The 10925-nt window shown below is 59.3% G+C and carries 10 protein-coding genes and 2 pseudogenes; 3 read left to right on the top strand and 9 right to left on the bottom strand.

Annotated elements, in window-relative coordinates; translation table 11 throughout:
* Positions 1–197 (top strand): annotated as a pseudogene (locus tag GSQ94_RS19035) (TIGR00266 family protein); the annotation flags it as partial.
* A gap of 191 nt (positions 198–388) precedes the next feature.
* Positions 389–1783 (top strand): cytochrome P450, encoded by a 1395-nt coding sequence (locus tag GSQ94_RS19030; protein WP_158945441.1) that lies wholly within the window; start codon positions 389–391, stop codon positions 1781–1783.
* On the opposite strand, the gene GSQ94_RS19025 is transcribed toward GSQ94_RS19030, so the two are convergent.
* On the bottom strand, positions 1780–2202 hold the full coding sequence (locus GSQ94_RS19025) for a DoxX family membrane protein (protein WP_158945440.1): 423 nt from the start codon (positions 2200–2202) through the stop codon (positions 1780–1782). The two genes, GSQ94_RS19030 and GSQ94_RS19025, sit on opposite strands and share 4 nt — an antisense overlap.
* Positions 2203–2290: 88 nt before the next feature.
* Between GSQ94_RS19025 and GSQ94_RS19020 the strand changes: the two genes are divergently transcribed.
* Entirely contained in the window at positions 2291–3082 is a 792-nt protein-coding gene (locus tag GSQ94_RS19020) for an ABC transporter ATP-binding protein (RefSeq protein ID WP_158945464.1), read from the top strand.
* Between the two features lie 107 nt (positions 3083–3189).
* Here GSQ94_RS19020 and GSQ94_RS19015 read toward each other — a convergent pair whose 3' ends face one another.
* The 8 genes and pseudogenes from GSQ94_RS19015 to GSQ94_RS18980 form a co-directional block, all read right to left on the bottom strand.
* Positions 3190–3795 carry a GNAT family N-acetyltransferase gene (locus GSQ94_RS19015; RefSeq protein WP_371417573.1) on the bottom strand — a complete coding sequence of 202 codons (606 nt, stop codon included), beginning with the start codon at positions 3793–3795 and terminating at the stop codon, positions 3190–3192.
* Positions 3796–3947: 152 nt separating this feature from the next.
* Positions 3948–5345, bottom strand: coding sequence for an argininosuccinate lyase (argH, locus tag GSQ94_RS19010; protein ID WP_158945439.1), 1398 nt, complete (start codon positions 5343–5345; stop codon positions 3948–3950).
* 33 nt (positions 5346–5378) lie between these two features.
* A complete protein-coding gene (locus tag GSQ94_RS19005) occupies positions 5379–5828 on the bottom strand; it encodes a hypothetical protein (protein WP_158945438.1) in 450 nt (149 codons plus the stop codon).
* A 1-nt stretch (position 5829) separates the two neighbouring features.
* The gene (gene argG, locus GSQ94_RS19000) at positions 5830–7170 is read right to left on the bottom strand and encodes an argininosuccinate synthase (protein ID WP_158945437.1); all 1341 of its coding nucleotides are present in this window, start codon (positions 7168–7170) and stop codon (positions 5830–5832) included.
* Between the two features lie 355 nt (positions 7171–7525).
* Positions 7526–8620 carry an ornithine carbamoyltransferase gene (gene argF, locus GSQ94_RS18995; RefSeq protein ID WP_158945436.1) on the bottom strand — a complete coding sequence of 365 codons (1095 nt, stop codon included), beginning with the start codon at positions 8618–8620 and terminating at the stop codon, positions 7526–7528.
* Positions 8613–9881 (bottom strand): aspartate aminotransferase family protein, encoded by a 1269-nt coding sequence (locus GSQ94_RS18990; protein ID WP_158945435.1) that lies wholly within the window; start codon positions 9879–9881, stop codon positions 8613–8615. Before GSQ94_RS18990 ends, argF begins: the two co-directional genes overlap by 8 nt.
* Positions 9878–10660 carry an acetylglutamate kinase gene (argB, locus tag GSQ94_RS18985; RefSeq protein ID WP_158945434.1) on the bottom strand — a complete coding sequence of 261 codons (783 nt, stop codon included), beginning with the start codon at positions 10658–10660 and terminating at the stop codon, positions 9878–9880. Before argB ends, GSQ94_RS18990 begins: the two co-directional genes overlap by 4 nt.
* Positions 10657–10925, bottom strand: a pseudogene (locus tag GSQ94_RS18980) (Asd/ArgC dimerization domain-containing protein); the annotation flags it as partial. The gene argB and the pseudogene GSQ94_RS18980, both read right to left, overlap by 4 nt.

The raw sequence follows: 10925 nt of genomic DNA, 5'->3' as shown, positions 1-10925 counted from the left end.
TCCGGAATATGATCTTTGGGGGCGACGGCATCTTTCTTGCAGCACTCACTGGACCCGGCCGGGTGTGGTTGCAGACGCTGCCGATTTCGCGGCTTGCACACCAGATTCAGGAGTATCTGCCGAGGGAGCGGGCGCAGCAGACTGCCGAGGGAGGAGTTGTCGGCGGCATTGTCGGCTCCATCTTAAAAGGGATGTAGCAAAGAGTGCCGCCGGCGTTCTAAGGGATGGTGCTGCTTCTACTCGAAAGAGATGAGCGGATTGACGATGTAAAAAGAGCAGACGTGAAGTTGCCGAGAGCCACACGAGCTAGAGGTTCTATTCGGAAGATGACACGACTGTCGAAGGCGCGATTGTGGCTGGCCTGATCTAGACTTAAACAGAGGTTCGAATGATCGCCGCTAGTCTCGATGTACGATCCAGCCGCTCGAAGAGTTTTCCTGCGGGACCTCCGTTTATCTCCCGGTTCCTCTCAGGACGTATGTTTCGTCAGAACGCGCTCGAGTCGATGGAGGAGTCTGCGCGAAGATATGGCGATCTGGTCCATTACACGATCTTTGGCCGTCATATCTACCAACTGAATCATCCTGAATTGATTGAAGATCTTTTGATCAAGGACGCGGGGAAACATCATCGCGGAATCGTGATGCAACGCGCCAAGGTTGTGCTGGGGGAGGGTCTACTGACGAGCGAGGAGCCGCTGCACATGCGGCAGCGCAGACTGGCTCAACCGGCATTTTTGCGCCAGCGTATTGCTTCTTATGGAGAGGTGATCGGGCAAAACGCGGTTGCGATCTCGCAAGGCTGGACGTCGGGCGCGGTACGCGATCTTCATGAAGATATGCTCGAGCTTGCGCTCCGGATTGTTGGGAGGTGCCTCTTCGATCTGGATGTGCAGTCGCAGGAGGAGGTGAAGAAGGTTTCGGCTGCGGTCGATGCGTTCATGGGATTTCTTCCGCTGGCTATTCTGCCTTTTTCCGAACAGATTCAGCGGTTGCCCCTGCCTGCGATGAAGCGGATTCGCAAAGGGCAAGCGGATCTGGATTCGATGATCTATGGCATGATCCGGGAGCGCCGCCAGTCGCCGGGGGATCGGGGCGATCTACTTTCGATGTTGATGGAGGCGGTGGACACGGAGGATTCGACAGGCCGCATGTCAGACCGGCAGGTGCATGACGAGTGCTTGACGATCATGCTTGCCGGGCATGAGACAACGGCGAATGCGCTTAGCTTTGCGCTATGGCTGCAGGCCAAACATCCGGAGGTGCAGGAGAGAGTGCATGAGGAGGCGCGGAGGATACTTGGGGATCGTGCGCCGACGTCTGAGGACTACGGTCGGCTGCCGTACGCGACGCAGGTTTTCTCTGAGGCGATGCGTCTCTATCCACCTGTTTGGGTGACAGCTCGGACTTGCATACAGCCTTATGAGATTTCTGGCTACAACATTCCCGTAGGAGCGGTTCTGATCGCATCACAGTTTGTTGTTCACCGTGATGCGCGTTTCTATGCGGATCCACTGCGCTTCAATCCAGAGCGCTTTGCCGGGGACAAAAGAGAGGGGGCGAGAGCGCGTCCGCGCTTTTCTTTTTTTCCATTCGGAGCGGGGAACCGCCAGTGCATTGGGGAGGGACTGGCGTGGATGGAGGGAGTACTGTCCCTCGCGACGATCGCGCGTAACTGGAGGATTAGCCCGCCGCGCGGGGCGCCTGAAGAGATTGCGGTTAATCCTGCGATTAGCCTTCGGCCTAAGCACGGAGTGAAGGTGCTGGTAGAACGACGAGCTTAGGGTCGTTTCATCCAAGTGTCGATGGACCAGCTGTTGTATCGGTGAAGGAAGATCAAGATGGCGTAGATGAGAGCATAGGTGAGTTGAGTTCCTGATGCAGCCCAGTCCTGTAAGAGCGATGACCCGAATGTCAGCACGAGGATGAGCAGGGCTGCCGCGATGAGTGCTGCTCGCGTTCGCAGTCCGATGAGGATCAGCAGTCCGAAGAGACCTTCGACGGTGGGAAGGATGAGGCCGAAGAACCAAACGCTCCACGCTGGGAGAGGGGCGTGACCGAACTGCATGACGAGCTTTGCCGCGAACTCTCCGGGACCCGCGATCATGCGGCTTACACCGTGCATCATGAGGTTGACGCCTACTACGGTGCGCAGTAAAGCATATGCGATTTGCTCATCGGAAAATTTTGATGCTTCGACCATCGTTGCTCCTCTGGTGGTTTGTATTTGAATCATAAGTCTAGGTATAGAGATGCATAAGCGAAGGGGCAGGTCTTATATTCTGACGACTATGCAGGTAGATTCAACAGAATCCTTTCTTCATCTCGCGCATGTGAATGTCGCCCGTGGCGATAATGTTGTTCTTCACGACATCAACCTTACGGTGAGGGCGGGTGAGCACATTGCACTTCTTGGGCCGAATGGATGCGGGAAGTCGACGCTAATCAAGACGATTACTTGTGAGTGCTATCCAATCGTGAAGCCGGAGACCGAGGTGAGGATCTTTGGGCGCGAGCGGTGGGATTTGACGGAGTTGAAGAAGCTGTTGGGGGTGGTTTCTGCTGATCTGCCGGGGAAGCAAACGTCGCAGACCTCGGGGCGCGATGCGGTGATTACGGGGTTTTTTTCGAGTAGCACGTTATGGCCGAATCTTATTGTGACGGATGCTATGCGAGTGCATGCGGAGGAGGTTTTGCTGCAGATTGATGCGACGGAATTCGCGGAGAAGCTGGTGGGGGAGATGTCGGCGGGGCAGCAGAGACGCATTATGATTGGGCGGGCGCTGGTGGGGTCAGCAGGGATGTTGCTGCTGGACGAGCCGTCGAATGCGCTGGATCTTGCGGCGCAGGCGGAGTTGAGAGGGTTGATGCGGAGGCTGGCGCAGCAGGGGACTGGGATCATGCTTATTACGCACCATATTGCGGATATTCCGCCGGAGATCGATCGGATTCTGATGATGCGGGACGGGCGGATTGTTGCGGATGGATCGAAGGAAGAGTTGCTGACTGCTTCTCGGCTAGGTGAGTTGTTTGAAACTGAGGTTCAGCTTTCGGAGCGGGATGGTTTTTATCACGCCTGGTGAGGTGTCCTGCCGGACGGGCCCACTGCGCGTGGGGCGGTCACTTCGTGACTTGTACCTTTTTGGGGTGGGTTCGGTTCGCTCGTCCTCCCGTTGGTCGGAATGCGAGATTAGTCGGTGTGGGGGATCACGCCGGTCTGGAGCTTCACTAGCTCGGGCTGGGCGATGCGTGATGGGCCGAGGACGGCGATCTTGGGCAGAGGGCCGCGGACCATCGCGACTTCGTCGCAGGCGTAGAGACGCGGGCAGGTCTGACAGTCTTTGTAGATCTTGTCGGGCAGGGTGGTACGGTCGACGACGCGGAAGCCGAAGTGGAAGAAGAAGTCGGAGATGCGGGTGAAGAGACAGACGGCGGTGACTTTTTGCTCTTCGGCCTCTTCGAGGAGGGCGCGGAGGAGGCGGCCGCCTGCGCCCTGGCCCTTGGCTTCAGGCTTGACGACGATGGAGCGGACCTCGGCTAGGTGTGGGCCATAAAGGTGAAGGGCGCCGCAGCCTAGGAAGACGCCGCCTGAGTCTCCTTCGATGGGGGATTCGGCCACGGCGAAGTCGCGGATGTTTTCGCAGATCTCGGCGTAGTTGCGGCGCAGGAGGGTGCCGTCGCCGGAGAGGGAGTTGACTAGGTCGAAGATGGCGACGGCGTCGGGGAGTTTGGCTTTGCGCACGGTGGCTCCGCCTACGCGGGGGCGCGATGTGGAGGTGGATTCGCTCACGGTCAGCAGGGGTGTGGTGGGCAACTGTGTTCGGCTCCTTCCATTATTTTCGCAGAGTATTGGATGATTTGAGGGCGATGTTTGGTGCGGGGTTGAAGAGTGCGGTTCGCGTGTGACGCGAATGCCCAGATCTCAAAATCGAGATATGGGGCACCCGTTTACGTGGCCACGCGGGCTCTTGCTTCGGTGAGGGCGGTGCGGACGCGGGGACGGGCTGTGCCACCGATAACGTCGTGGCAGTCCAGTGTGGCTTCGAGGGTGATTGCGGAGAAGAAGTCTTCGCCGAATTGGGGGCAGATGGTGCGCAGTTCGTCGAGGGTGAGTTGCTGGAGTTCGCGGTGGGATTCGAGGCCGAGGCGGACGGCGTTGCCGATGTGCTCGTGGGCTTTGCGGAAGGGGATGCCCTTGTCGGTGAGGTAGGTTGCGGCGGCCATGGCGTTGAGGTAGCCGGAGTGTGCGGCGGTCTTCATGGTGTCGAAGCGGAATTTCAGGGATGCGGTGAAGGCGGGGAGGACGCTAAGGACTCCGGCGATGGTGTCGGCTGCGTCGAAGACTGGCTCTTGGCCTTCCTGAAGATCTTTGTTGTATGCGAGGGGTAGGCCTTTGATTAGGGTTGCTAGGGTTGTTGCTGCGCCTAGGAGGCGGCCGGATTTGCCTCGGATGAGTTCGGTTAGGTCGGGGTTTTTCTTCTGTGGCATTGCGGAGGAGCCAGTGGAGAAGCGCTCGGGTAGGTCTAGGAAGCCGAACTCGGCTGTCGAGTAGAGGGTGAGTTCTTCGGCGAAGCGGGAGATGTGGATGCCTAGGGTGGCGATGGCTTGCGTGAACTCTAGCGCGAAGTCGCGGTCGCTGGTTGCGTCCATGCTGTTTGGAGTGGGGGCGTCGAAGGCGAGGGCGCGGGCGGCGATGGTGCGGTCGAGGGCGAGGGTTGCGCCTGCTACTGCTCCGGAGCCGAGCGGGCAGAAGTTCATGCGCTTGCGGGCGTCGGTGAGGCGGCTGGCGTCGCGCTCGATCATCGTTACATAGGCTAAGAGCCAATGGGCTATTAAGACCGGCTCGGCGCGCTGGAGGTGGGTGTAGGAGGGCATGGTGGCTTCGCCTGCGGATTCGGCGAGGTCGATGAGGGATTTGCGCCATGCGGTGAGACCCGCGAGGGTGTTGTCGACGGCTTCGCGGACGAAGAGACGCATGTCGGTGGCGATCTGCTCGTTGCGGCTGCGGCCGGTGTGGAGCTTGAGGGCGAGGTCGCCGATTTGTTTGGTGAGTTCGAGTTCGACGTAGTGGTGGACGTCTTCGGCCTGGGGGTTGGCGGGGACGATGGCCTCGCCTTGTTCGGCTTGCTGCCTGGCTACGGCGCGGAGGCCTTCTTCCATTTGCAGGAGTTCTTCGCTGGTAAGGATGCCTGCGGCTTCGATGGCTCGGGCGTGGGCGATGCTGGCTTCTACTTCGAAGGGGACGAGGCGCCAGTCGAAGGGGAAGGAGCGTTGCCAGGATTCGAAGGCGGGGTCGAGTGGTTCGCGGAAGCGGCCGGACCACATTTTTGCGGATTGTTGGCTCATAATCTGACCCTCAGTTATTGGATTTTGTTGAAGTCAGTTCAATTTAGAAGCCGAAATAATTTCGCCATCATCCGTCATGACTAGCGTTTTGCCATCATCTTTCAGGTCCAGATGAAAATCCTTATAAGTTTTTCCATCTGGATATTTCAGGACTAGTTCGTTTTCATGGAGGATGAGATTGCCCTTGATTCGAGTTTTCTCGTGAGTCTTCGTAAGATTTGTCTCCATTTGCCAAGTACCGTCTTCAGCAAAAGTAAACGTAATATTGCCGGGGTTGAACTTTACAGTCCCCGATTGCTTTCCATTTTCAAGCGCGGTCAATGAAGCGCAAGCCCATGTGCCCGCGATCGTTTTCTCTGAGATCGGAGTCGATGCATGGAGTTCCGATACCAAGGAAAAGACAACAATCGCCAGTGCGACTATGACTGCGGATCGAAAGTAATTGAACATAAGCCCGAATCGTTGCCAGTTGCGCATCGTCATCCTAATCCTTCTTATTTACGCTGTTTAGTTGGGGCATTTCGGAGCCTTTGCTTAGGGTGATTAGGCCGGATTGGGCGTAGGTGATGAGTTTGGCGCGGGTGTCGGTGATGTCGAGGTTGCGCATGGTTAGTTGGCCGATGCGGTCGCGGGGGGAGAAGGTGGATTCGCCCTTTTCCATGGTGAGGCGCTCGGGGTGGAAGGTGAGGTTGGGCGAGGCGGTGTTGAGGATGGAGTAGTCGTTGCCGCGGCGGAGTTCGATTGTAACCTCGCCGGTTACAGGTTTGGCGACCCAGCGCTGGGCGGCTTCGCGGAGCATGATGGCCTGGGGGTCGAACCAGCGGCCCTGGTAGAGGAGGCGGCCGAGCTTGCGGCCGTTGTCGCGGTACTGCTCGATGGTGTCTTCGTTGTGGATGCCGGTGATGAGGCGCTCGTAGGCGATGAAGAGGAGAGCGAGGCCGGGTGACTCGTAGATGCCGCGGCTCTTGGCTTCGATGATGCGGTTTTCAATCTGGTCGCTCATGCCGAGGCCGTGGCGACCGCCGATTGCGTTGGCTTCGAGCATGAGGGCTACGGGGTCGGAGAGCTCCTTGCCGTTGAGGGCTACGGGGAAGCCTTCTTCGAAGCGGATGGTGATCTCTTCGGGTTTGATGGTGACGTTGTCACGCCAGAAGGCGGTGCCCATGATGGGTTCGACGATCTTCATGCTGGTGGTGAGGAGCTCGAGGTCCTTGGCTTCGTGGGTTGCGCCGAGGATGTTGGAGTCGGTGGAGTAGGCCTTCTCGGCGGACATCTTGTAGCCGAAGCCGGCCTTGGTCATGAAGGCGGACATCTCGGCACGGCCGCCTAGCTCGTCGATGAAGGTGGGGTCGAGCCAGGGCTTGTAGACCTTGAGGTCGGGGTTGACGAGGAGGCCGTAGCGGTAGAAGCGCTCGATGTCGTTGCCTTTGAAGGTGGAGCCGTCGCCCCAGATGTTGACGTCGTCTTCCTTCATGGCGGTGACGAGCATGGTGCCGGTGACGGCTCGGCCGATGGGGGTAGTGTTGAAGTAGGTGACGCCGGCGGTGGTGATGTGGAAGGCTCCGGACTGGAGGGCGGCGATGCCTTCGCGAACGAGGGGGGCGCGGCAGTCGATGAGGCGGGCCTTTTCGGCGCCGTACTCTAGGGCTTTGCGGGGGATCTCGTCGTAGTCGGCTTCGTCGGGCTGGCCGAGGTTGGCGGTGTAGGCGTAGGGGAGGGCGCCCTTTTGCTTCATCCAGTGGAGTGCGGCGCTGGTGTCGAGTCCGCCGGAGAAGGCTATACCGACTTTTTGGCCGAGGGGCAGGGTTTCTAGTATTACGGACATTTGATACAGACCTCAATGGTTGGGCGGAGATTCTGAAGATTAGTCATCAATCTATGGAGCGTTAGTTAAGAACAGTGTGCAAAACTTTGGATCATGGTTGCCACATCTTCCAAAGAGCAAAGCCAGCTATAAGCAAAAAGACCATGCTCATGATTGGGCGAGTCACTTTTGTAGCTTTGAGTCCGTGACTCTCTCTCGCTACACCGGAAGGAGCTGATTCACTTTCATCGATGAAGATGTCGACAAACCACGACCTAACGGCAAGGAACAGTGCGACAGCCAGAAACAGGAGGTAGTCCGAATGCGGACCATGGAACAGATGAAACGTGATGGATGAGAGTGTCATTCCTCATGTCTAGTTGCGCTTGCGGGGTTGGGTTCCGCGGTTGCGGCTGTTGGTGGTGCGCTTGGCTCCGCCTAGGAGCATGAGCAGGATGGCTTTTTGTGCGTGCATGCGATTTTCGGCTTGGTCGAAGACTAGCGACTGGGGGCCGTCTAGGACGGCGTCTGTGACCTCGGCGTTGCGATGCGCGGGGAGGCAGTGCATGAAGACTGCGTCGGCTTGTGCGTTGGCCATGAGGGCTTCGTTGACCTGATAGGCCTTGAAGATGGGAGCGCGCTTGGTGGCCTCGTGCTCGAAGCCCATGGAGGTACAGACGTCGGTATAGACGGCGTCGGCTCCGGTGACGGCTTTGATGGGATCTTGCGTGAGGGTAATGCTGCCGCCGGTGGTTTCGGCGATCTCGATGGCTTTGTGGATGATTTCGAGTTTGGGGGCGAAGCCTTTGGGCGTGGCTACGGTGCAGTGGGAGCCGAGTTGCGCGGCGGTGAGCATGAGGGAGTGGCAGACGTTGTTGCCGTCGCCGACGTAGGTGAAGTGCAGGCCCTCTGCGGAGCCGAAGCGCTCTTCGAGGGTGAAGAAGTCGGCGATGGCCTGGCAGGGGTGCTCGAGATCGGAGAGGGCGTTGATGACGGGGATCTTCGAGCAGGCGGCGATCTCGGTGATGGTGTCGTGGGCGTAGGTGCGGAGGACCATGATGGCCATCCAACGCTCGATGTTGTGCGCCATGTCGGAGAGGGATTCGCGCTCGCCGAGGGGGGATTGGGTCTGGTCGACGAAGATGGCGTTGCCGCCGAGTGTGTTGATGGCGGTCTCGAAGGTGAGGCGAGTGCGGAGGGAGGCCTTCTCGAAGAACATGACCATCTGGCGCGCGTCGAGGGCGTGACGGAAGTCTTCGGGGTTGGCCTTGACGGCGTGGGCGAGCTCCATGAGGGCGGCCATCTCTTCGACGGTGAGGTCGGCGATGGAGCAGAGGTCGCGGCCACTGAGGCGCCTGGAGGCTTCGCTGAAGGCGGTGTCGGACTGAATGCCAAGGGCGGCGCGGCGCGTGGGGGCGAAGTCTTCGGTGGTTTCAGACTTCGAGTTCATGATGACGGTTTTGCTACCCATGGGATTTTTCTCCTGCCGGCGCTGCTCCGGCCAGTGCTGCAGTGAAGATCTCGTCGAAGGCCTTGATGGCGGTGTCGATGTGTTGACGCTCGAGGATGAACGGCGGCAGGAGACGGAGGACCGTCTCGCTGGTGCGGTTGATGATGATGCGGTGGTCGAGCATCTGGGCGGCGACGCGCTGGGCGAGGTCGGCGGAGTTGATCTCCAGCCCAAGCATGAGGCCTTTGCCGCGGACTTCGGTGATGCAGTCGTGGCGTTTGGCTAGTTGGGTGAGCTGGTCGTGGAAGTACGCGCCTACCTCGTTGATGTGGGCAAGGAGGTTATCGCGCTTGATGGTGTCGATGACGGCAACAGCAACGGCGCAGGCGAGTGGATTGCCGCCGAAGGTGGTGCCGTGCATGCCGGGGGTGATGGATTCGGCGGCTGTGTTGTTGCAGAGCATAGCGCCCATGGGGATGCCATTGGCGATGGGCTTGGCGATAGTGATTGCGTCTGGCATCACGGTGTAGTGCTGGTAGGCAAACCATTTGCCGGTGCGGCCCATGCCTGACTGGATCTCGTCGGCGATGAGGAGGGCACCGGTGGAGTCGCAGAGCTCGCGGGCTGCGGCGAAGAACTCCTGCGAGACGGGGTGGATGCCGCCTTCGCCCTGGAGCGGCTCGATGCAGATGGCGCAGACTTCGCTTCCATTGCCAGAGGCGAACTTCGCACGGAGATCGGCTACGTCGTTGAAGCGAACGAAGTCGACTCCTGGCATGACTGGCATGAAGGGCTCGCGGTATTTTTCTTTCGCGGTGGTGGCGACCGAGCCCATGGAGCGGCCATGGAAGCTGTGTTCGAGGGCAAGGAAGCGAGTACCGATGGTGTTGCCTTTGGCGCGGAGGCGACCGGCGTTGGCTCGAGCGAGTTTGAGGGCGGCCTCCCAGGCTTCGGTGCCGCTGTTGGTGAAGAAGACACGGTCGAGGCCGGAGATCTCGGTAAGACGGAGCGCGAGTTCGGCGGTGTGCTCGTGGAAGAAGAGATTGGAGGTGTGGATGAGCCGCTTCGACTGGCTGACGATTGCGTCTTCGACGGCGGGGTGTGCGTAGCCGAGGCCGTTGACGCCGATTCCGCTGAGGAGATCGAGGTAGTCGATGCCGTTCTCGTCGCGCAGGTGAACGCCTTGTCCACTGACGAAGAGGATGGGGTTGCGCTCGTAGGTGTTGAGGAGCAGCTTCTTTTCTACTGCCTGGATGGACTGCAACTTCGATGCTTCATTCATGCGACCATGACCTCCGTTCCATCGTTGACTCTGGTGGTACAGAGGTCGGGCAGCAAGGATGCCGCCTCTGCGGGGAGAATGCGAACTCGTTTGACTCCGTGAATGAGGGCATCGCGGCAGGCGTTGAGCTTGGGCAACATGCCTCCGGAGACGACCTGATTTTTTTCCATCGCGGGGATCTGGGCGAGGGTGAGCCAACGCATGACGGTGCCGTCGGCGCCTTTGACGCCGGGGACGTCGGTGAGGAAGACGAGGGTGTCGGCTTTGGTGCCGATGGCGCAGGCAGCGGCCATCTCGTCGGCGTTGATATTGTAGTACTCGCCGTCGAAGCCGAGGGCGATGGAGGAGATGACGGGGACTGCGCCCATGGTCCAGATGGCTTCGAGCCACTTGGGATCCATGGCAGCGATCTCGCCTACGAAGCCGAGGTCCGGGTTGGTTTTCTTTTTGCGAGCGCGGAAGACGTGGCCGTCTCCACCGGAGAGGCCGACGGCGGACTGGCCGTGCGAGCCAATCGCGGCGACGAGCGATTTGTTGACTCTGCCTGCAAGAACCATAAGGGCAGCATCGCGTGTCTCGGCGTCGGTGATGCGTAGTCCGGAGATGAACTCGCTCTTTTTGCCCATGAGCGCCAGAGTCCGGGTGAGTTGGACGCCGCCACCGTGGACGACGGCGACCTGATTGCCATCTGTGACGAGGTCTGCGATGGCTTTGCCGCAGGCGTGGAGGATTGTTTTGTCCTCGAGCGCGGCACCGCCTAGTTTGACGACGAATCTCACAGCAAGCCCTCCTCTTCGTTCCATCCGCACATCAGGTTAAGATTTTGGACTGCTTGCCCGGAGGCTCCCTTGAGGAGATTGTCAAGGCAGGAGACCAGGATGAGGCGCTTTCCGTCGGAAGCTAGCGCAAAGCCGAGATCGCAGAAGTTAGTGCGGACGATGTGCTGGATCTCCGGCAGATGAGGCGGGTTGCGGAGCCGGACCAGCGGACTGTGTTGATAGAAGTCTTGAAGTACTTTTGTGATTGCGGCTGCTTCGGTTTTGG

It is taken from the genome of Granulicella sp. S190, from assembly GCF_009766095.1.
Classification (GTDB): Bacteria; Acidobacteriota; Terriglobia; order Terriglobales; family Acidobacteriaceae; genus Edaphobacter.
This window is presented reverse-complemented; position numbering and strand designations above follow the sequence as displayed.

Excerpts from the sequence above, each read along its gene's own strand:
- GSQ94_RS19030 (WP_158945441.1), top strand. The coding sequence starts at position 389 with ATGATCGCCGCTAGTCTCGATGTACGATCCAGCCGCTCGAAGAGTTTT.
- GSQ94_RS19025 (WP_158945440.1), bottom strand. The coding sequence starts at position 2,202 with ATGGTCGAAGCATCAAAATTTTCCGATGAGCAAATCGCATATGCTTTA.
- GSQ94_RS19020 (WP_158945464.1), top strand. The coding sequence starts at position 2,291 with ATGCAGGTAGATTCAACAGAATCCTTTCTTCATCTCGCGCATGTGAAT.
- argH (WP_158945439.1), bottom strand. The coding sequence starts at position 5,345 with ATGAGCCAACAATCCGCAAAAATGTGGTCCGGCCGCTTCCGCGAACCA.
- GSQ94_RS19005 (WP_158945438.1), bottom strand. The coding sequence starts at position 5,828 with ATGACGATGCGCAACTGGCAACGATTCGGGCTTATGTTCAATTACTTT.
- argG (WP_158945437.1), bottom strand. The coding sequence starts at position 7,170 with ATGTCCGTAATACTAGAAACCCTGCCCCTCGGCCAAAAAGTCGGTATA.
- argF (WP_158945436.1), bottom strand. The coding sequence starts at position 8,620 with ATGGGTAGCAAAACCGTCATCATGAACTCGAAGTCTGAAACCACCGAA.
- GSQ94_RS18990 (WP_158945435.1), bottom strand. The coding sequence starts at position 9,881 with ATGAATGAAGCATCGAAGTTGCAGTCCATCCAGGCAGTAGAAAAGAAG.